20 protein-coding genes and 1 riboswitch are annotated in these 19,361 nt (G+C 56.9%); of the genes, 14 read left to right on the top strand and 6 right to left on the bottom strand.

The features are described 5' to 3' along the window. Positions 1-15 precede the first annotated feature (15 nt). From AC2FLE_RS18295 to fabA, 4 genes are read right to left on the bottom strand one after another with little or no spacing between them, the layout of a single operon-like run. Positions 16-201, bottom strand: coding sequence for a hypothetical protein (locus AC2FLE_RS18295; RefSeq protein WP_142639413.1), 186 nt, complete (start codon positions 199-201; stop codon positions 16-18). Positions 202-260: 59 nt separating this feature from the next. After that, a complete protein-coding gene (locus tag AC2FLE_RS18290; RefSeq protein WP_142639415.1) occupies positions 261-1,052 on the bottom strand; it encodes an enoyl-ACP reductase FabI in 792 nt (263 codons plus the stop codon). A 5-nt stretch (positions 1,053-1,057) separates the two neighbouring features. Continuing rightward, positions 1,058-2,287: a beta-ketoacyl-ACP synthase I gene (gene fabB, locus AC2FLE_RS18285; protein ID WP_142639417.1), complete on the bottom strand. Its 1,230-nt coding sequence runs from the start codon at positions 2,285-2,287 to the stop codon at positions 1,058-1,060. Positions 2,288-2,318: 31 nt separating this feature from the next. Then, positions 2,319-2,828: a bifunctional 3-hydroxydecanoyl-ACP dehydratase/trans-2-decenoyl-ACP isomerase gene (fabA, locus tag AC2FLE_RS18280; RefSeq protein WP_142639419.1), complete on the bottom strand. Its 510-nt coding sequence runs from the start codon at positions 2,826-2,828 to the stop codon at positions 2,319-2,321. 187 nt (positions 2,829-3,015) lie between these two features. On the opposite strand from fabA, the gene irrA reads away from it, so the two are divergent. Continuing rightward, positions 3,016-3,432, top strand: a complete 417-nt coding sequence (irrA, locus tag AC2FLE_RS18275) for an iron response transcriptional regulator IrrA (protein ID WP_142639421.1) — start codon at positions 3,016-3,018, stop codon at positions 3,430-3,432. Positions 3,433-3,434: 2 nt separating this feature from the next. Here the strand turns inward: irrA and AC2FLE_RS18270 are convergent, their stop codons facing one another. Then, entirely contained in the window at positions 3,435-4,325 is an 891-nt protein-coding gene (locus AC2FLE_RS18270) for a LysR family transcriptional regulator (RefSeq protein WP_496698796.1), read from the bottom strand. Positions 4,326-4,411: 86 nt separating this feature from the next. Here AC2FLE_RS18270 and AC2FLE_RS18265 point away from each other — a divergent pair, with 86 nt between their 5' ends. Continuing rightward, complete coding sequence (locus AC2FLE_RS18265) at positions 4,412-5,209, top strand: phytanoyl-CoA dioxygenase family protein (protein WP_271951572.1); 798 nt, start codon at positions 4,412-4,414, stop codon at positions 5,207-5,209. A gap of 5 nt (positions 5,210-5,214) precedes the next feature. Here AC2FLE_RS18265 and AC2FLE_RS18260 read toward each other — a convergent pair whose 3' ends face one another. Beyond that, positions 5,215-6,078, bottom strand: a complete 864-nt coding sequence (locus AC2FLE_RS18260) for a glycosyltransferase family protein (protein WP_496698871.1) — start codon at positions 6,076-6,078, stop codon at positions 5,215-5,217. Between the two features lie 121 nt (positions 6,079-6,199). Here AC2FLE_RS18260 and miaB point away from each other — a divergent pair, with 121 nt between their 5' ends. The 12 genes from miaB (at position 6,200) to AC2FLE_RS18200 (ending at position 19,301) form a co-directional block, all read left to right on the top strand. After that, entirely contained in the window at positions 6,200-7,519 is a 1,320-nt protein-coding gene (gene miaB, locus AC2FLE_RS18255; RefSeq protein ID WP_496698794.1) for a tRNA (N6-isopentenyl adenosine(37)-C2)-methylthiotransferase MiaB, read from the top strand. Between the two features lie 182 nt (positions 7,520-7,701). Further along, positions 7,702-8,466, top strand: coding sequence for an outer membrane protein (locus AC2FLE_RS18250; protein WP_496698792.1), 765 nt, complete (start codon positions 7,702-7,704; stop codon positions 8,464-8,466). Between the two features lie 142 nt (positions 8,467-8,608). Next, positions 8,609-9,631 carry a PhoH family protein gene (locus AC2FLE_RS18245; RefSeq protein WP_142639428.1) on the top strand — a complete coding sequence of 341 codons (1,023 nt, stop codon included), beginning with the start codon at positions 8,609-8,611 and terminating at the stop codon, positions 9,629-9,631. 39 nt (positions 9,632-9,670) lie between these two features. Beyond that, positions 9,671-10,165, top strand: coding sequence for an rRNA maturation RNase YbeY (gene ybeY / locus AC2FLE_RS18240; protein WP_496698791.1), 495 nt, complete (start codon positions 9,671-9,673; stop codon positions 10,163-10,165). 35 nt (positions 10,166-10,200) lie between these two features. Continuing rightward, positions 10,201-11,088: a hemolysin family protein gene (locus AC2FLE_RS18235; RefSeq protein WP_142639432.1), complete on the top strand. Its 888-nt coding sequence runs from the start codon at positions 10,201-10,203 to the stop codon at positions 11,086-11,088. Continuing rightward, positions 11,085-12,581, top strand: coding sequence for an apolipoprotein N-acyltransferase (lnt, locus tag AC2FLE_RS18230; RefSeq protein ID WP_496698790.1), 1,497 nt, complete (start codon positions 11,085-11,087; stop codon positions 12,579-12,581). Before AC2FLE_RS18235 ends, lnt begins: the two co-directional genes overlap by 4 nt. A 42-nt stretch (positions 12,582-12,623) precedes the next feature. Next, positions 12,624-12,672, top strand: a riboswitch (SAM-SAH riboswitch). A gap of 5 nt (positions 12,673-12,677) precedes the next feature. After that, positions 12,678-13,859, top strand: coding sequence for a methionine adenosyltransferase (gene metK / locus AC2FLE_RS18225; RefSeq protein WP_142639436.1), 1,182 nt, complete (start codon positions 12,678-12,680; stop codon positions 13,857-13,859). 129 nt (positions 13,860-13,988) lie between these two features. Next, a complete protein-coding gene (gene trmB, locus AC2FLE_RS18220; RefSeq protein ID WP_496678946.1) occupies positions 13,989-14,699 on the top strand; it encodes a tRNA (guanine(46)-N(7))-methyltransferase TrmB in 711 nt (236 codons plus the stop codon). A 69-nt stretch (positions 14,700-14,768) separates the two neighbouring features. Continuing rightward, entirely contained in the window at positions 14,769-16,121 is a 1,353-nt protein-coding gene (gene aroA / locus AC2FLE_RS18215; RefSeq protein WP_496698788.1) for a 3-phosphoshikimate 1-carboxyvinyltransferase, read from the top strand. A gap of 5 nt (positions 16,122-16,126) precedes the next feature. After that, positions 16,127-16,744 (top strand): (d)CMP kinase, encoded by a 618-nt coding sequence (locus AC2FLE_RS18210; RefSeq protein WP_281973467.1) that lies wholly within the window; start codon positions 16,127-16,129, stop codon positions 16,742-16,744. A gap of 101 nt (positions 16,745-16,845) precedes the next feature. Beyond that, positions 16,846-17,361 (top strand): hypothetical protein, encoded by a 516-nt coding sequence (locus AC2FLE_RS18205; RefSeq protein WP_496698786.1) that lies wholly within the window; start codon positions 16,846-16,848, stop codon positions 17,359-17,361. 254 nt (positions 17,362-17,615) lie between these two features. Then, complete coding sequence (locus AC2FLE_RS18200; RefSeq protein ID WP_496698785.1) at positions 17,616-19,301, top strand: tryptophan halogenase family protein; 1,686 nt, start codon at positions 17,616-17,618, stop codon at positions 19,299-19,301. Positions 19,302-19,361: the final 60 nt, after the last annotated feature.

Below are 19,361 nucleotides of genomic sequence, written 5' to 3'. Positions count from 1 at the left end.
GTTTCGTGATCTGGATCAGCCTGAAAACAGGCTGGTCCATGATGCAAAGATCTCGCGTACATGCGGCTGAGTGAAGAATACAAACAGCATCAGCAGCATTGTTAGGGTCATCAAGGCGACGCGGCCCCTAAACCCCAGAAAACCCGGTTTTCGGCGGGAAACCCGCTTGCTGCTGGCGATGATTTGCTCTGCTTTGTTCATGCAACTATCCCTGCCTGCGAAAGATGGTCAAATCTTGGCACTGACAGGGAAAGAAATGGTCACATATGGTCCGGTTGAGGCATTCCCAGAACGTGGAAGCCACCATCAACACGAATAACTTCGCCCGAGGTGCAGGCCCCCGCATCCGAAGCCAGATAAACCGCGGTGCCGCCGACAGCCTCAAGCGTGGCATTGCTGCGCATCGGTGCGTTCTGGTCGCAGAACTTGAAGGTTTTGCGGGCCCCACCGATGGCCGCACCGGCCAGAGTTTTCATCGGACCCGGAGAGATTGCGTTCACCCGGATTCCGTCAGGTCCAAGATCGTTGGCCAGATAACGGGTCGCTGATTCCAGCGCAGCTTTGGCCACACCCATTACGTTGTAGTTGGGCACAACCCGGTTAGACCCCTGATAAGTCAGCGTCAGGATCGTGCCGCCGTTTTCTTTCATCATCGGATAGGCGCGGCGGGCCACTTCGATCAGCGAATAGGCCGAAATATCCATCGAATTCTTGAAATTCGCCCGGCTGGTGTCCAGGAACCGTCCGGTTAGTTCGGACTTGTCGGAATAGGCGACGGCGTGGACCACAAAATCTATGGTGGGCCAGCGCTGGGCAAGCTCGTCAAAAGCGCGATCCAACGACTCGTCATCGGTGACGTCCGCATCGACCATGAAATCGCTGCCAAGGCTCTGCGCCAGCGGTTCCAGCCGCTTTCCGAATGCCTCGCCCTGATAGGTGAATGCCAATTCGGCGCCCGCTTCGTGCATGGCTTTTGCGATGCCCCATGCAATCGAACGGTCATTCGCCACGCCCATAACGAGGCCGCGTTTGCCTTTCATTAGATCTGACATTCCATTCACCCGTTATACTTTGAAAGAACCATGGACCCGTTCGTCCCACCAAAGCCGAAGCTGTTGGTCATGACGCTGTCCAAACCTGCATTTTCAACTAGCTGAGTTGCAATTTCTCCGGGCTGGATGCCCTCGGCAAGCGTGTCGACGTTGATCGACGGCGTTATAAAATCATGTTCCAGCATCAAAAGGCAGAAAATAGCCTCCAGCGCGCCAGCCGCACCTTGTGCATGGCCTGTCATCGACTTGGTCGAGGAAATCGGCGGCACGCTACCCTCGCCAAAAATACGGCGTACAGCTTCGACTTCGCCGACATCTCCGACCGGGGTCGAGGTGCCATGGGCATTGATGTAGTCGACCTTGCGGCCTTCGGGCAGGGTGTCCAGCGCCAGACGCATGGCGCGTTCGCCACCTTCGCCAGAGGGGGCTACCATGTCGTGACCGTCGGAGGTTGCTGCAAAACCCGTCACTTCAGCATAGATTTTGGCGCCGCGTGCCAATGCGTGTTCCAGATCTTCCAGCACGACAATACCGCCTCCGCCGGATATCACGAATCCGTCGCGGTCTTGGTCGAATGCACGAGAAGCTTTTTCGGGCGCATCGTTGTATTTCGACGACATCGCACCCATTGCATCGAACAGACAGGACAAGGTCCAGTCCAGCTCTTCCCCGCCGCCCGCGAACATTACATCTTGTTTGCCCATCATGATCTGCTCTGCGGCATTGCCGATGCAATGCAACGAGGTCGAACAGGCCGAAGTGATCGAGTAATTGATGCCCTTGATCTTGAAGGCGGTCGCAAGGTTGGCCGAAATGGTTGAGCACATGCATTTAGGAACTGCAAACGGACCGATTCGCTTGGTTGCCCCGTTTTTCAGAACGGTCTGATGCGCCGTCAGCATGGCGCTGGTCGACGGTCCGCCCGATCCGGCGACAAGGCCGGTACGTGGGTTGGCAACCTGGTCTTCGGTCAATCCTGAATCGGCAATCGCCTGGCTCATCGCGATATGCGCATAGGCCGCTCCGGGACCCATAAAGCGCAGGGTGCGCTTGTCCACATGTTCGCTAACGTCGATTTTGAGCGACCCGGCGATCTGGCTACGAAAGCCATGTTCGACCATCTGGTCATTGGCCACGATGCCGGACTTGCCGGCCTTGAGTGAGGTCAGAACCTCTTCGGCATTGTTCCCGATGGAAGAGACAACTCCCAAGCCGGTGACAACTACTCGACGCATGTGCGTGCTCCTTATTTGGGGCCGGTCAGGCTCAGGCTTCGGACAGAACTACTTTCATGTCCTTGACATCGTAAATCATCTCACCGTCGGCTTCGACGATACCATCTGCGACACCCATAGTCAGGCGGCGGGTCTGGATCGCTTTCTTGAAGTCGATTTTATAGGTCAGCATCTTGCGGTCCGGGCGTACCATACCTGTCAGCTTGACCTCGCCCACTCCAACGGCCATGCCGCGCCCTTGCCAGCCGCGCCAGCCCAAGTTGAATCCGGTCAGCTGCCACAAACCGTCCAGGCCCAAGCAGCCGGGCATGATCGGGTTGCCGGGGAAATGGCAATCAAAGAACCAAAGGTCGGGCGTAATGTCGAATTCAGCGAGAATATGACCTTTGCCATGGGCGCCACCATCGGCCGAAATCTCGGTGATCCGATCCATCATCAACATCGGCGGGGCGGGCAACTGTGCGTTCCCGGGGCCGAATAGTTCGCCGCGGGCGCATTTCAGCAGATCGTCCTTGTCAAAGCTGCTTGGGAATTGGGCCATTCTGCGCCTCTCCTGCCTGGGGTCTTTCCATCTAATTTGGTCTCGTCTAGCACCCGTATGCAAGGTCCTGCAAGAGCAGTGGCCTACATCATGTTGTGTTTACATTATTCTCTGCGAATGAAATTCATTTGAAATTACCTGACTACAGCACTTATATATACCTCAGCAACAAATTGGTATTGGACTGATGACAGCAGATTGCCAGAGCATAGCCACAGGTTGGTTGGTTCACGCCGGATTGCGTCCGACGCGTCAGCGCGTAGCATTGGCAGAGCTGCTGGTCGGTGATGGCCGCCATCGCCACGTCACCGCCGAAAGCCTGTTTGAATCGGCCAAACAGAACGGAGATGCTGTTTCTCTGGCGACGGTTTACAACACGTTGCGCGCCTTTTGCGATGCCGGGGTTCTGCAAGAAATTACCGTTGACGGATCGAAAAGCTATTTCGACACCAACACGCATGATCATCCGCATTTTTATTGGGAAGATGAGGGCCGGCTCAGCGATGCTCCGTCCGAACAGCTGGTCATCCAGCGACTGCCCGACGCGCCTGAAGGGGTTGAGATCGCGTCAGTCGACGTTGTGATCCGTCTGCGTAAAAAGTAAATTTACGTCATCAGTCCGGTCAGGATGTGCTGTGCCTTTTCGCTATGCGGATCCATAGGGCCTGTTCCATGCCGTGCCACAACAACGGGTTCTGCTGCGATTTCATCTGACACAGGTATGCTGACCAACGGCATCCCGTCATAGCTGGTCTTGGCAGGAATGTTGGCATAGCTGATGGCAACGCCTTCGCCATGCGCCGCGAGGCTGCGTTGGATCTCGGGCGACGCGGCCCGATGTGCGACATTGGGGTTCTGCCCAAGTTGACGGAAGAGACTCAGGAAATGCTGCGCAGATAGTCCCTCGTTCGAAAGGATCAGGGGGTAGGCCACGACATCCTGCAATGATACCTGCGCCCGATTGGCCAAGGGGTGGCCTTTTGTCATAACCGCGATTGGTCGATTGGTGAACAAGGTGGTCGTGGAAAAGGCCGCATCCAGTGTCAGACCATAAGTCAAGGCAAGGTCGATCTCACCATTGACGAGGCCGGAAATCAGGCCCTGAAATTCGTCTACGCGATATGTGATATCAACTTCGGGCATGTTCTGTCGCAGGCTATGCAGAGCTTTTGCCAGCAGGAAAGGCGCGAGGTCGTCGAAACAGCCCAGACGCAGGCGCGTGTTTGCGGTTCCGTCTGTACCAGAATTTTCCAAACGTGCGGCACGTGTCAGCAGGGCCTCGGCGTTTTCAATAAAGCTGCGTCCCTGCGGTGTCAGCGCCATGGCCGCTCCGCGCTTTCGGATAAACAGCGGATAGCCCAACTGGTCTTCGACCCGGGTTAGCGCATTCGACAGGGCTGGCTGCGAAACATTTAGATGCAACGCTGCAGCAGACAGGCTGCCATGCCGTCCGATGGCGCAGACATATTCATATTGGCGTAGGGTAACGTATAACATAAGGTTAACTATACATTTCAAAGATATTATTTGAATAGATGAAAATTTCATGAGCAAATTCAGGTTAAATTCGAACGGAGGCACAGATGGCTCACCCCCTGGTTACGCAAGAGATGATTGACACATACCAACAGGACGGCGTGGTTCTGATCAAAGGTTTGTTCGCCGACTACGTGGATACGCTGCGTGACGGCATCGCGGCCAATATGGCTGAACCCGGACCATATGCGTCGGACAACCAAAAACAGGGCGAAACCGGTCTGTTCTTTGATGATTACTGCAACTGGTCGCGTATCGAACAGTTCCAGAACGTGATCCACAATTCACCGGCAGCCGAGGTCGCAGCGGATCTGATGCAGTCGCAAACCGTACAAATGTTCCATGACCATGTTCTGGTGAAAGAACCAGGCACGTCGATGGCAACGCCGTGGCACCAGGATGGGCCATACTATTTCGTCGAGGGCAGTCAGACGATCAGTTTCTGGTCGCCATTGGACCCAGTGACACAGGCCACCCTTCGTTGTGTGGCAGGTTCACATAGATGGGAGAAAGAGGTTCTGCCCACGCGCTGGGTCTCGGAAGAAGGGTTTTTCGCGGATGAAGGCCAGTACATCCCCATTCCCGACCCCGATGCCGAAGGTATGAGGGTGGTTGAATTCGAAATGGAACCCGGTGACGCGGTTGCCTTCAACTACCGTACGCTGCATGGCGCGCGTGGAAACCAGTCTGACAGCCGCCGCCGTGCTTTTTCCTTGCGGTTGGTTGGGGAGGATGCGCGATATGTGGAACGTCCGGGGCGCACTTCGCCTCCGTTTCCGGGCCACGACATGCAGCCCGGGCAGCGTTTGCGGGAGGATTGGTTCCCGGTTCTGCTGCGACGCTGAGCTGCCTAGAACCACTGCCCCGATTCGATGAGCCCCAGTTCCAACAGCTGCTGGGATGACCACTGGAACCGAGCCGAGTTGCGCCAGCGGAAACTGGGGATGTCGAAGGTCGACCCCGCGTTGCTTTTAAGCGCCTTGGCTGCGCGGAAGGAACAGATCGCCGCCGTCAGATTGTGGTGCCAGGGGCAGGAATAGGTGTTGTACTCGGGCTCATTGAACGTGTGGTCGGGCAGTAACAACAGATCATTTCGCGATTTGAACAGCCCGATTCTGTCGATGCGGCGGCGTTCATAGGGGATGTGATCTTCGAACCGCCAGCGCAAACCGCCGGATATGTCCAGCTGTCTTTCCAGCGGGTGTCCTTCGGCGTTGTGTCGGGCATGTGCGTAATACCCGGTGCTGTCCAGCATGGCTTGGTCAGGGGCAACCCCGTTTGGAAAGGCGCCCAGGTCATCAGCATACAGGTCGATCACATGGGTTAGCATGGCGTTCCGGCGTTCTTCGGTGTGAAAGGCCAGTAACTCGCCGATCGTGCGCGATTCGCAGAAGGGGAAGAACAGGTATTCAGCGTTATAGCAGTAATACATCCAAAGGTCAGGAGCGGCCTGGATGACCTGATTAACCGTGTCAAAGACGACGGTTCTCGGTGCACATGTCAGCGTCACCCTGTGGATGCGCTCGGTCAGTTTGGGATCCAGCGCAAAGGCCTCGGGCATAAACACGATCAGTGATTTGAAGCCAAGGTTCAGATGGTGCCGGATGGTGCCGTCGATCTCGACATCGTCTTCGGCGAAGATCATCGCAACCGGACCTTTGGCCAACGCGGCCTTGCCGGATTGAAGGAAAGAAGTGAGACTGTCGTACTGCATTGCCTGTCCGGCCCCGTCTAACTGGAGTTTTCGGCCAAAATCGGGTAATCGCGCTGGCATTGCAAGCGGCGTTCGTTGGGTATAGATGACGCCGATCCCGCGAACGCAAAGGCCCAACCCCATGTCAGAACCCAAAAAGCTGTACATCAAGACCTATGGTTGCCAGATGAACGTCTATGACAGCGAGCGTATGGCCGAGACCCTGGGGGGGCAGGGCTATGTCGAAACCCAGAGCCCGGATGACGCGGATATGATTCTGCTGAACACCTGTCACATCCGGGAAAAAGCAGCCGAAAAGGTCTATTCCGAGCTGGGGCGTTTCAAAGGGTTGAAAGCCGAAAAACCCGATCTCAAGATCGGGGTCGCGGGCTGCGTCGCGCAGGCCGAGGGCGAAGAAATCATGCGCCGTCAGCCCCTGGTCGATCTGGTGGTTGGCCCGCAAAGCTATCACCGTCTGCCTGAGATGGAAGCCAAGACGCGCGAAGGTGCCAAGGCACTGGACACGGATTTCCCCGAAGAAGACAAGTTCGAAAAACTCAAGAATCGTCCCAAAGCCAAACGTGGCCCCACCGCTTTTCTGACGGTTCAGGAAGGCTGCGATAAATTCTGCGCCTTCTGCGTGGTGCCCTATACCCGTGGCGCCGAGGTTAGCCGTCCGGTGGACCGTATCGTCCGCGAGGCACAGGATCTGGTCGAACGTGGCGTGCGCGAGATCACTCTGCTGGGTCAGAACGTCAACGCCTATCACGGTGCTGGACCGAACGGCGACATGACGCTGGCGGGACTGATCTGGGAGTTGAACAAGGTCGACGGGCTAGAGCGCATCCGCTTTACCACGTCGCACCCGAATGACATGGCCGACGACCTGATCGAGGCGCACGGCACCTGCGAAAAACTGATGCCCTATCTTCATTTACCGGTCCAGTCGGGTTCGGATCGCATTCTGAAGCGAATGAACCGCAGTCACACAGCCGAGAGCTATTTGCGTCTGATCGAGCGTATCCGCGCTGCGCGTCCGGATATTGTCATGTCTGGTGATTTCATCGTTGGGTTCCCTGAAGAAACCGACCAAGATTTTCAGGCCACCATGGATTTGGTCGAGCAGGTCAAATACGGCTATGCCTATTCGTTCAAGTATTCGACGCGCCCGGGAACGCCCGCAGCCGAGCGGTCTCAGGTTGATCCTGGGGTGGCGGATGACCGCCTACAGCGGCTGCAGGGATTGATCACGCGTCATCAGCGCGAAATTCAGGATGCCATGGTTGGACGCAAAGTCCGCGTTCTGTTCGAAAAAACCGGCCGGTTGCCGGGACAGATGGTGGGAAAATCTGAATATCTTCATTCGGTTCACGTCTCTGACGCGGATGTGGAGATTGGTGCGTTGCGGGACGTTTTGATCACCGGATCAGGTGCGAATTCTCTGGCGGGCCAGTTGCTCTGACCGGTCCTTTATCTGTGATGCGGATACCATCGCTGGTATTTGTTTCCAAGATTTACCCTTGATTTATCACTTGGAATTATGTTCCGAGAAAAGTCAGGTTTTTTCGGGGCCTAGGCTAACGCCTCCTGAAACGGCATATCAGTGCTGATCCTGGTGTCGGATCGGGATGACGGAGGGTACGAGTGAAACTTTTGAGATTTAGTGCAGGGCCTAATATCAGGGTTGCTCTTCCCGCAATGGCCGCGTTGTTTCTGGTACTCAATTCCGCTGCCGCAGGGAATCTGGATCCGGATTTATCTGAACCGCCGGTAATATCGTCAGCACGGTATGGCAGCGATGTCAGCGCCTTCTATCTGGGTTTGACAGCCGGCTATTCGACCAGCGGCTCGGACCGCTTTGGCCTGACGACGCCTACAGATACGTTCGCTGTCGGCGAATTGGACCTCACCGGCAGTTACGGTGGTATTCGGGGCGGTTGGCGCGGTCTTCTGCCCGCAAAAGGCGGGCGTGACTACGTCTATGGGGTCGAGTTGGGCTATGATTTCGGATCTCTGGACGATGAAGTGTCGACGCAGATCGGAACCTCGGTCGTCAATGGCGGTTCAGAGATTTCGGATGTCATCTCAATTCGCTTTCGGAACGGTCTGACAAACCCAAGTGGCAGAGTGTTATACTTTATTTCCGTTGGTTACGTGCATGGCGATATAACCACGACCAGTTCGATTACATCCGGGGCAACAACCCAGTCCTTTCAGGATAAAGACAGTCGAAAAGGGTTCTCGGCCAGCATTGGCGCCGAGCACAAATTGAATGAGAACTGGTCGATCACTGGGGAATATGAATACGTCCGGTTCGATTCTGAAACCGTCGAATTTGACAACGGGTTTACGACCAAATCGACGCCCCGTTACCGTGGTTTGCGGTTTGGCCTGAACTATCAGTTCTAGGTTTGCCTGTATGGAACGTTCGCGGTGCCTCCAACTTGATCGGCGGTTTTACCATTCTGTACGGAAAATTTGAATCTCTGGCTTGCGCCCACCAAGAAATGTTGTCTACGCTTGGGGTGAAACGCCCAGACAGGAGAGCGGATTGGCCATTGGCGCCCTGAACCCACCGCAAAATGAAACGCCCCAGCGGGAAGCGTTTGTTGAATTTCCAGACAATCGGTTATTGATAGATCTTTGCGGCGAATATGACCGCAACCTGACCGAAATCGAACAGAAGCTGACCGTACAGATTGTGCGCCGTGGCAACCAACTGGTTGTCATGGGTGACGACGAATCCCAAAAACAGGCGATCGAAGTTCTGCAAGCGCTGTATACCCGCCTGGAAGGTGGTCGTGACGTAGAAGCAGCGGATGTAGACCGCGAACTTCGCATGGGCGGGTCGGAAACAGGAACCGGCAGCCGGGATGGCGATCAGCTTGAGATGTTCAAGGGTGGTTCGGTTGAGATCAAAACCCGCAAAAAGCTGGTCGAGCCGCGTACTGACGCCCAGAAAGTCTATGTTCAGTCCTTGTTCAACAATGAGCTGGCCTTTGGCATAGGTCCGGCGGGCACAGGGAAGACCTATCTGGCCGTGGCCGTTGGCGTATCGATGTTTATCGGCGGGCATGTCGACCGCATCATCCTCAGTCGTCCCGCCGTCGAAGCGGGCGAAAAGCTGGGATATCTACCTGGCGACATGAAGGACAAGGTCGATCCCTATATGCAGCCGCTCTATGATGCGCTGAATGATTTTTTGCCTGGGAAACAACTGGCCAAACTGATCGAGGAAAAGCGCATCGAGATTGCACCTCTGGCGTTCATGCGTGGCCGTACGCTCGCGAACGCCTTCGTTGTGCTGGATGAGGCGCAGAACGCCACGACCATGCAGATGAAAATGTTCCTGACCCGTTTGGGCGAAGGCAGCCGCATGGTCATAACAGGCGACCGGTCACAGGTTGACCTGCCGCGCGGGGTTCAGTCGGGATTGGCGGATGCAGAACGGCTGTTGAGCACGATACCAAATATCAGCTTCAACTATTTCACCTCCAAGGATGTTGTCCGGCACCCACTTGTCGCCGCGATCATCGAAGCGTATGAGGCCGATACGGGCCGTGAAACGGGTTGATCTTCTGGGTCCCGGTATCGGGATTTTGGACATGGTGGCATGAACCTGGAACTATCGGTTGAAGACCCGCGCTGGGACGGGCTCGAGTTTTTGGCAGAGCGCGCCACAAGGGCGGTTTTGGATCATTTCGATCTTGATGCGGACCTGTGTGAGGTTAGCCTGCTGGGATGCGACGATGCACGGATCGCCCAGTTGAACACGGAATTCCGCGAAAAGGCGTCACCGACCAATGTGCTTAGCTGGCCAGCCGAAGATTTGGCTGCGGACTCCGCCGGGCAGACTCCGATACTCCCTGAACCCGATTTCTCAGGGGAAATTGCTCTGGGCGATATCGCGATTTCTTATGATACTTGTGCCCGCGAGGCGGCGGAGGCAGGGAAAAACATGGATGATCATGTCACACATCTGATCGTTCACGGCCTGTTGCATTTGCTGGGTTATGATCACATTCGTGATCTCGACGCCACGCTGATGGAGGGTGTTGAGGTGGAGATACTTGGCAAACTGGGTATTGATGACCCATATAATGCTTAGAGCGAGCCTTTCGGCTTATCATTTGGAATGGGAAAATGGGCGAAACAGACGGCAGTTCTATGGCGGCGCAGGGCGCGCAACCGAAGGACGGCAACGAAAATGTCACTGAGAGACCAGGACTTTTCTCTCGAATAGTGGATGCGTTCTCAACGCAGAGTGAAGACTCGGCTTCTGAGGTCAATGGGCAAGAGGTCGATCCGGCTCAACCTCGCGGCATGATTAACCTGCGCCGGATGCGGGTCGAGGATGTGGCGATTCCCACGGTCGAGATCGTGTCAGTACCGTCGACGATATCCAAAGATGAGCTGGCCCAGGTTTTCCGGGAAAGCGGTCTGTCCAGGATTCCTGTATATGAAGGAACGCTGGATACGCCTTTGGGCTTTATCCACCTGAAAGATTTCGCGTTGACGCACGGGTTCAACGGCGGCTCGACTGAGTTTGATCTGGTGTCGATGTTGCGGACATTGCTGTTCGTGCCGCCGTCGATGCCGATCGGTGTGCTGATGACCAAAATGCAAACCGAGCGCCGCCACATGGCATTGGTGATCGACGAATATGGTGGTGTCGACGGGTTGCTGACGATCGAAGACCTGATCGAACAGGTTGTTGGTGAGATCGCGGACGAACATGATGCGGATGAAAGCCAACTTTGGGTTCAGGAAAAACCTGGATGTTATGTGGTGCAGGCGCGGATACCCCTTGAAGATTTCGAAGCCGAGATCGGGCGTTCCTTGACCAGCCACGAGGATGTCGATGAGGAAGAGATCGACACGCTTGGCGGGTTGGTCTTCATGTTGTCCGGACGGGTTCCGGCACGAGGAGAGGTTGTTCTGCATCCGGAAGGGCCTGAATTTGAGGTGATTGATGCGGATCCGCGGCGCATCAAACGGCTGCGTGTCATGCTGCCGGATATCGTTGCATGAGCCTGATACGGGCTTGGCCCATTTGGCTTAGATTTGTCCTTTCTGGTTTGTTGGGAGGACTGGCTGCATTTGGTCTGGCTCCCTTTGGGTATTGGGTGGCTTCTGTATTGGCGTTGGTGTTGGTCGCACCGATATTTCAGAGCACCGAGACACGTGCGCGTGCGGCGTGGATCGGTTGGGCGTTTGGGACCGGGTATTTCGCCCATGCACTCAGCTGGATTGTCGAGCCGTTTCTGGTGGACGCCGATCGTCACGCTTGGATGGCTCCGTTTGCTTTGGTCTTCATGGCTGGTGGTTTGGCGCTGTTCTGGGCGCTGGCATTCTGGGTTGCTCGCAGGCCCGGCGCGCGCGGGGTTTCACAGGCGTTGTTTCTCGCCTTGGCAATCTCGTTGGCGGAATGTGCCCGGGGTTATGTTCTGACCGGGTTCCCCTGGGCCGGGCTGGCGCAGGTCTGGGTCGAGACCCCTGTTGCGCAGCTACTGTCACTTTTTGGGCCTTACGGGCTTGGGGCGCTGACCTTGGTGGCGACTCTGCCACTAGGGGCGGCTTTGGCGCTGCGTTCCAGAGTATTCGTGCCCTTGGGCATCAGTGTGGCATCGGTCGCATTGGCTTTGGGCTATGCAGGGACGCGGCCCGCTGTGGTCGAAACGGGACATATCGTTCGCTTGGTTCAGCCCAATGCGTTGCAACATCAGAAATGGGATCCAGAGTTTGCACCTCTTTTCTTCGCACGTCAGATTGAGTTTACTGCCGCCGAACCACAGCCAGACCTGATCGTTTGGCCTGAAACCTCGGTTCCCGCCTGGCTGGGCAGCGCGCAGCCGTATCTGGATGCCATCGCCGAGGCGGCGCAAGGCACGCCGGTTGTTCTGGGAATTCAACGAGGCGACGGGCCGCGTATCTACAACTCGATGATCTACCTTGATGTGGATGGGGCTCAGCAGGGGCTGTACGACAAACATCATCTGGCGCCTTTTGGCGAATATGTTCCGTTTGGCGACGTGATGGCGCGGTTCGGGATCTATGGCATGGCTGCAACCACCGGACATGGGTTCAGCGCCGGGTCGGGGGCGGCGCTGCTGGATGCCGGCCCATTGGGTAAAGCGCTGCCGTTGATCTGCTACGAAGCTGTGTTCACCCAGGATGTCCTATCCGCGCCGGGGCGCGCTGATTTCCTTCTGCAAATCACCAATGATGCGTGGTTCGGAACGCGCTCAGGACCGTATCAGCACCTGGCTCAGGCACAGATGCGCGCCATCGAGCAGGGGCTGCCCATGATGCGTTCGGCCAATACCGGCGTCTCCGCCATGATTGACCCGCTGGGCCGGATCACCGAGGCCCTGCCGCTTGGGCAGGCGGGCTATATTGATGCCGGACTTCCGGCGCCTCATTCTCCGACGGCTTATTCCCGAATGGGGGATAATACTGTCTTTGCCGTGTTATTGGTGCTGTTTAGCCTGTTTTGGTACGGGCTGCGGCGGCGAAACCTATGATTTCGCATTGACCCTCAGTTTCGGGGGGCTTATCCCCTCTTGTGCCCATCACAACGGCTTCCTGGCGTGACGGGGTAATCTTAATGGAGCACTTGTATGTCCCGACAGAACTATACCTTTACTTCGGAATCCGTTTCCGAAGGGCATCCGGATAAGGTTTGTGACCGTATTTCCGATGCTGTACTTGACGCATTTCTGAACGAAGAACCCGAGGCACGCGTTGCGTGCGAGACCTTTGCGACAACGGATCGCGTCGTGATCGGCGGCGAAGTGGGGCTGTCTGATCAGGACAAGCTGCATGACTATATGGGCCGCATCGACGAGATCGCCCGCGCCTGTATCAAGGATATCGGCTATGAGCAGGATAAGTTCCACCACGAGACGGTAGAAGTTACGAACCTGCTGCATGAGCAATCTGCACATATTGCGCAGGGCGTAGATGCGTCGGGTGACAAGGACGAAGGTGCTGGTGATCAGGGCATCATGTTCGGCTATGCCACCACCGAGACACCCGCGCTTATGCCTGCGCCGATCCAGTATTCCCATGCAATCCTGCGCCGTCTGGCCGAGGTGCGCAAGAACGGGACCGAGCCAGCGCTGGGCCCGGATGCGAAATCGCAGCTGTCAGTGATCTACCAGGATGGCAAGCCGGTTGGCGTCAGCTCGATCGTTCTGTCGACCCAGCATCTGGATGAGACGCTGAGCTCGGCCGATATTCGCGCCATTGTTGAGCCGTATATCACCGAAACCTTGCCCGAGGGTTGGCTGACCGATCAGACCGATTGGCACGTGAACCCCACCGGCAAGTTCGTCATTGGCGGTCCGGATGGCGATGCGGGTCTGACCGGTCGTAAGATCATCGTGGACACTTATGGTGGTGCAGCGCCTCATGGTGGCGGAGCGTTTTCGGGCAAAGACCCGACCAAGGTAGACCGTTCGGCGGCTTATGCCGCGCGTTATCTGGCTAAGAATGTCGTGGCCGCGGGAATGGCCGAGCGTTGCACGATCCAGCTGAGCTATGCCATTGGCGTTTCCCGGCCTCTGTCGATCTATGCGGACACGCATGGCACGGGGCAGATCGCGGATGATCGGATTGAAAAAGCCGTCGGCCAGGTGATGGACCTGACCCCACGTGGCATCCGTCAGCATCTGGAGCTGAACAAGCCGATCTATCAGCGCACAGCAGCCTATGGCCATTTTGGTCGCCAGCCGGAAGCGGATGGGGGTTTCAGCTGGGAGCGCACAGATCTAGCAGACGCGTTGAAAGCGGCGGTTTGATCTGACTGGTATTAATAGGTGCGCCCTTGCGGGCGCGCCTATTTCTTGGGAAATGTATGAGAGGCGGCGGCTATTCTGCTCTGCCGCCGCCCCTTGCCTCTGAGCCGTCCCCGCAGTATGGGCACCGCCATGAGCACCCAGACACCCCAACGCCCCCGCAGAAACTTTTATGGCCGGTTCAAAGGCAAGACCCTGAAGCAAAGCCAAAAGACGTATCTGAGCGAAGACCTCGATGCGCTGTCTCCGGGTGCTGTGGACTGGGAGAGCAATCCTGAACGCAATCCGCTGGATCTGAAGGAACTGTTCGGTGGCAAGGATGTCTGGCTTGAGATCGGCTTTGGCGGCGGCGAGCATCTGGTGCATCAGGCGGCCAGCAATCCCGATATCGGTATCATTGGGGCTGAACCCTATATCAATGGTGTTGCCATGTTGTTGGGCAAGATTCGCAAAGCTGGGGTCGAGAATCTGGCGGTGCATCCCGGCGATGCGCGCGATCTTTTTGATGTCTTGCCCGAAGCCAGCATATCACGCGCCTTTCTTTTGTACCCCGATCCCTGGCCCAAAACCCGGCATCACCGCCGTCGGTTCGTGACCCCAGAACATCTGGAGCCGTTGGCGCGGTCGTTGAAACCGGGCGCGATCTTTCGCGTTGCAACAGATATTCCCGACTATGTCCGCCAAACGTTGGAAGAGGTGCCTGGCGCTGGTTTCGAATGGTTGGCGGAACGCCCCACCGATTGGCGTGAGCCTTGGGAAGACTGGATTTCCACGCGCTATGAGCAGAAGGCCCTGCGCGAAGGGCGGACACCGCATTACCTGACCTTCCGCCGCAACGACTGATTGCGGCTGGACCAAGCGCCTCCAATTCGCTAATCGGCTTGGGAACTGATAGCGAAAACAGGAGCCCCCATGTCCGGACACGGCACGCCCATCCCGATGACCTCGCACCCTTGCGGTCCGCTGACCGGAACGGCCGAGGTACCTGGTGACAAGTCGATCTCGCACCGATCGCTGATCCTGGGCGCGATGGCCGTGGGTGAAACCCGGATCACCGGTCTGTTGGAGGGTGAGGACGTTCTGGACACCGCAAAGGCGATGCGTGCCTTTGGGGCTGAGGTGACGGATCACGGGGGTGGCGAATGGTCTGTCCATGGTGTGGGCGTCGGTGGCTTTGCCGAACCCGATCAGGTCATTGACTGCGGCAATTCGGGCACCGGCGTTCGGTTGATCATGGGTGCGATGGCGACCTCTGCGATTTCCGCGACATTCACGGGGGATGCCAGCCTCAACAAACGCCCTATGGCGCGGGTAACCGATCCTCTGGCGTTGTTTGGTGCGCAATCTGTGGGACGCACCGGGGGGCGCCTACCTATGACGATTGTGGGTGCAGCAGACCCTGTCCCAGTAAAGTACGTGGTTCCCGTTCCCTCCGCGCAGGTGAAATCTGCCGTTTTGCTGGCGGGGCTGAATGCTCCGGGCAAAACCGTGGTGATTGAGGCCGAAGCGACCCGCGACCATTCCGAGCGGATGCTGGCTGGGTTTGGTGCCGAAATCACAGTCGAGGATACCGATGAGGGGCGTGTTATCACCCTGACCGGGCGCCCCGAACTGAAGCCGCAGGTCATTGCCGTTCCGCGCGACCCCTCAAGCGCGGCCTTTCCGGTCTGTGCTGCGCTGATCACGCCCGGATCCGATGTTCTGGTTCCGGGCATCGGCCTGAACCCGACCCGCGCGGGTCTGTTTACCACTCTGCGTGAGATGGGTGCTGACTTGACCTATGAGAATGAGCGCGAAGAGGGCGGCGAACCGGTTGCCGATCTGCGCGCACGCTATTCGCCCGATATGAAGGGAATCTCGGTTCCTCCGGAACGAGCGGCCTCGATGATTGACGAATACCCGGTTCTGTCTGTGGTCGCGGCAAATGCCACGGGCACCACGATGATGGGCGGCGTGAAAGAGCTGCGCGTCAAGGAAAGCGACCGTATTGATGCGATGGCCCGCGGCCTGCGCGTTAATGGCGTCACCGTCGATGAGGGCGATGATTGGTGGTCTGTGGATGGTTTGGGAATTGGCAATGTTCCCGGCGGCGGCACCTGTGAGAGCTTTCTGGATCACCGGATCGCGATGTCCTTTATGGTTATGGGTATGGGGGCGAAAAATCCGGTCGGGGTCGACGATGGCGGCCCGATCGCAACGTCTTTCCCGATCTTCGAACCGTTGATGGCTGGCCTTGGTGCGCGGCTGCAGCGAAACAACCGGTAAATGCGATGGCAGTTGCCAGTTTCACCATAGCAATCGACGGCCCGGCAGCAGCGGGGAAGGGCACAATTTCCAATGCCGTTGCCGCCCATTTCGGGTTTGCGCATCTCGATACCGGCCTGCTTTACCGTGCGGTTGGCCGCAGAACGCTGGAAGGTGCCGACCCGGTTAGTGCCGCGCAAACGCTGACAGCCGAGGACCTGGATCAGGGTGATCTGCGCACGGCTGAAATCGCGCAAGCGGCCTCAAAAGTTGCAGTTATCCCCGAGGTGCGGGCTGCATTGGTCGATTTTCAGCGCGCCTTTGCGCGCCGCGCGGGCGGTGCGGTGTTGGACGGTCGTGATATCGGAACCGTTATTTGCCCGCGGGCCGAGGTGAAACTGTTTGTCACCGCCAGCGCCGAAGTGCGCGCTGAGAGACGGTTTCTGGAACTGGACGCCAAGGGCCATCAGGTTACACGCGCACAGGTGTTGGCCGATGTGCGAGAGCGGGACGCTCGGGATGCCGAACGCAGCACGGCACCTATGAAGCCAGCTGAGGATGCGGTCATACTGGATACCTCGGACCTGAGCATTGACGCAGCTCTCGCCCGCGCGATTGAGGTCATCGAACCAGTTCTGCCCTAGGGACGTTTGCCAGAGCAAACACAACTTTGTTCACTAAGCTTTGTTTGGCCAGCGCCCGAGGCGTCGATTACCTTTGTATCGACATCTGCCGGAGGTAATCGATGTTCCGCCTGATTTTGATTTTTACCTTTCTCGCCAGTGCGCTTTCAGCGCAAGAGGCAGAACCGCCAATGACCTACGAGCGTTTGGGCAAGATATTGTTTGCGCTTGACCCCGAGACAGAGCCTCTTGGGCCGGGCTTTCAGCTTACCATCGCGGAGGTTCCCGTTCTGGTGATTACTGACGTCAATGCGGACCGGATGCGGGCCATGGTGTCGATCCAAAGTGTCGAAGATCTGAGTGCTCAGGACATGCAACGGATGATGCAGGCGAATTTCGACAGTACCCTGGATGCGCGATATGCGATTGCCAATGGCATCTTGTGGGCTGCGTTCATCCACCCCTTGTCGCGGCTTGAAAGGGATCAGTTGATCTCGGGGCTGGCCCAGACGGTGAACATCGCCAACACCTACGGCACCTTGTATTCCAGCGGAGTTGCGGAATTTGGCGGCGGCGATAGCAACGATCTTCAGCGCGCTCTGATCGAAGAGCTTCTGAAAAAAGGCGAGGATATCTGACGCAGGGCCGGTACTTGCGCATATCCTTTCTCGTAGCATCCACCATCCTAAAGAAAGTCGCGCAGTGGCGAGCGGCCTGTGTTGCCGGGTCTGATGACCCGATATGTATGCAGGTTCGGCCGTCATAGTGCCTAGCTGGATGCAGGAAAGCTGTTATAGTTTCTCTCAGGCAAAAAGGGAAAGCTGCTTTACAAGCCCCAAAATCAAAAAGGGCAGGCGGCTAAAAAACCCCAAAACCAACAGGGACAGAAAATATGAATAATCGTTTGCGCAAGATCACCATTGTGGGTGGCGGCACGGCAGGTTGGATGACCGCGCTGATCCTGGAAATGGTGTTTTCACGCACGTCAGCACCCAAGGATCGCCCGCGTATCTGCCTGATCGAAAGCCCCAATATCTCGACTGTGGGCGTTGGCGAGGCCACGGTTCCACGGATGCCGATCACGCTGCGCCAGGCCGGCATTTCAGAGCGGGATTTCTTCCGTGAGACCAACGCCTCGTTCAAGCTGGGCGTGAAGTTTTGTAATTGGAACAAGGACGCCAAAGGCAATCGAATTGATTACGTGAACCCTTTTGCGCATGGCCAGTTGTTAGAGGGGTTAGAGCCCGCAGAATACTTCCTGCGCTTTGGCAATGGCGATAGGGATTTCACGCAGTCCATCTCGCCCCATGATGATCTGGCGCGCCTGTGCAAAGGTGGGCGGCCACTGGGTCAACCAGAGTTTGAGCAGCGGTTCGGCTATGCCTATCATCTGGATGCTGTGAAGTTTGCAGGCATGTTGACCAGGGTTTGCACCAAGCGCGGCGTTGAGCATATCCAGGACGAGGTGAAATCGGTCGAGCTGGATGAGCAGGGCAATGTCAGCCATCTGATGCTGGAAAAGAAAGGCCGCCATGACATTGAGATGGTCGTGGATTGCACCGGGTTTCGCGGCTTGATTATCAACAAGGCGCTGGGCGAGCCTTTCATGGATTATTCTGACTATCTGCCCAACGATCGCGCCATGGCGTTGCAGATCGAGCACCCGGATCCAGAAAAAATTGAAAGCGTCACACGGTCCACCGCACTTGGTGCAGGGTGGACCTGGCGGGTGCCACTCTTTAACCGTGTGGGCACGGGCTATGTCTACTCATCTGCGCATCGCACGGATGAACAGGCGGCGGATGAATACCTCGAATGGCTGGGCGACAGCGGCAAAGGTGCGACGCCGCGCGTGATCCCGATGCGTATCGGACGAGTGCGCAATGCCTGGGTCAAGAATTGCGTGGCGATCGGACTGGCCGGAGGGTTCATCGAACCGCTGGAAAGTACAGCGATCCACATGATTGATCATGCGGTGCGCTGGTTCGCCGAGCATCTGCCTACGCGGGACATCGAACCGTCGCTGCGGGCGAGATATAACAAGCAAATGGACAAGCTCTATGACGAGGTTCTGGATTTCATTTGTCTGCACTACCGCTTGGGCAACCGCACGGATGATCAATATTGGATCGACGCGCGGACCGAAATGAAGATACCGGATCGGCTGGCCGAGAACCTTGAACTGTGGCAGCACCGCCTGCCTTTGGAACGAGATATCGAGTTTGCAACGCTTTTCGATTTCCGCGTCTATCAAACGGTTCTTTTGGGTAAGCAGGTCTATGATACGGGCTATGGCGCCGGCATCCGCGATCGCTTGCGGCCGTTGAAGAAACCGATCTGGTTCCAGTGGTGGAAAGGCGCGAAAGTGGATCTTGCGCAGATACTCAGATCAATGCCTGATCACAAAACCCTGCTGCGCGATATCCGGGGCGAGCTAGAGCGCCCAGCCTTTGGAAAGGCCGCAGCAGCGAAGCCAACCGTCGCGATGCCGGGCGCGGCCCCGGCACCATTGGCGGTCCAGAACATGCCGAATTTTGCCGAAATCCAAAGCGGCTCAAAAGATCTGCAACTGTTTTAGGCGCTCAGTCCTTTCGGAGCTGAAGAAGAATGCAAATCGACCCGACCTCAGCCATGCAAG

Source organism: Ruegeria sp. CDSA077 (assembly GCF_059612265.1).
The sequence above is the reverse complement of the archived record's forward strand: the minus strand, read 5'-3'. Positions and strand labels throughout refer to the sequence as shown.

Excerpts from the sequence above, each read along its gene's own strand:
- AC2FLE_RS18295 (WP_142639413.1), bottom strand. The coding sequence starts at position 201 with ATGAACAAAGCAGAGCAAATCATCGCCAGCAGCAAGCGGGTTTCCCGC.
- AC2FLE_RS18290 (WP_142639415.1), bottom strand. The coding sequence starts at position 1,052 with ATGTCAGATCTAATGAAAGGCAAACGCGGCCTCGTTATGGGCGTGGCG.
- fabB (WP_142639417.1), bottom strand. The coding sequence starts at position 2,287 with ATGCGTCGAGTAGTTGTCACCGGCTTGGGAGTTGTCTCTTCCATCGGG.
- fabA (WP_142639419.1), bottom strand. The coding sequence starts at position 2,828 with ATGGCCCAATTCCCAAGCAGCTTTGACAAGGACGATCTGCTGAAATGC.
- irrA (WP_142639421.1), top strand. The coding sequence starts at position 3,016 with ATGACAGCAGATTGCCAGAGCATAGCCACAGGTTGGTTGGTTCACGCC.
- AC2FLE_RS18270 (WP_496698796.1), bottom strand. The coding sequence starts at position 4,325 with ATGTTATACGTTACCCTACGCCAATATGAATATGTCTGCGCCATCGGA.
- AC2FLE_RS18265 (WP_271951572.1), top strand. The coding sequence starts at position 4,412 with ATGGCTCACCCCCTGGTTACGCAAGAGATGATTGACACATACCAACAG.
- AC2FLE_RS18260 (WP_496698871.1), bottom strand. The coding sequence starts at position 6,078 with ATGCAGTACGACAGTCTCACTTCTTTCCTTCAATCCGGCAAGGCCGCG.
- miaB (WP_496698794.1), top strand. The coding sequence starts at position 6,200 with ATGTCAGAACCCAAAAAGCTGTACATCAAGACCTATGGTTGCCAGATG.
- ybeY (WP_496698791.1), top strand. The coding sequence starts at position 9,671 with ATGAACCTGGAACTATCGGTTGAAGACCCGCGCTGGGACGGGCTCGAG.
- AC2FLE_RS18235 (WP_142639432.1), top strand. The coding sequence starts at position 10,201 with ATGGGCGAAACAGACGGCAGTTCTATGGCGGCGCAGGGCGCGCAACCG.
- lnt (WP_496698790.1), top strand. The coding sequence starts at position 11,085 with ATGAGCCTGATACGGGCTTGGCCCATTTGGCTTAGATTTGTCCTTTCT.
- metK (WP_142639436.1), top strand. The coding sequence starts at position 12,678 with ATGTCCCGACAGAACTATACCTTTACTTCGGAATCCGTTTCCGAAGGG.
- trmB (WP_496678946.1), top strand. The coding sequence starts at position 13,989 with ATGAGCACCCAGACACCCCAACGCCCCCGCAGAAACTTTTATGGCCGG.
- aroA (WP_496698788.1), top strand. The coding sequence starts at position 14,769 with ATGTCCGGACACGGCACGCCCATCCCGATGACCTCGCACCCTTGCGGT.
- AC2FLE_RS18210 (WP_281973467.1), top strand. The coding sequence starts at position 16,127 with ATGGCAGTTGCCAGTTTCACCATAGCAATCGACGGCCCGGCAGCAGCG.
- AC2FLE_RS18205 (WP_496698786.1), top strand. The coding sequence starts at position 16,846 with ATGTTCCGCCTGATTTTGATTTTTACCTTTCTCGCCAGTGCGCTTTCA.
- AC2FLE_RS18200 (WP_496698785.1), top strand. The coding sequence starts at position 17,616 with ATGAATAATCGTTTGCGCAAGATCACCATTGTGGGTGGCGGCACGGCA.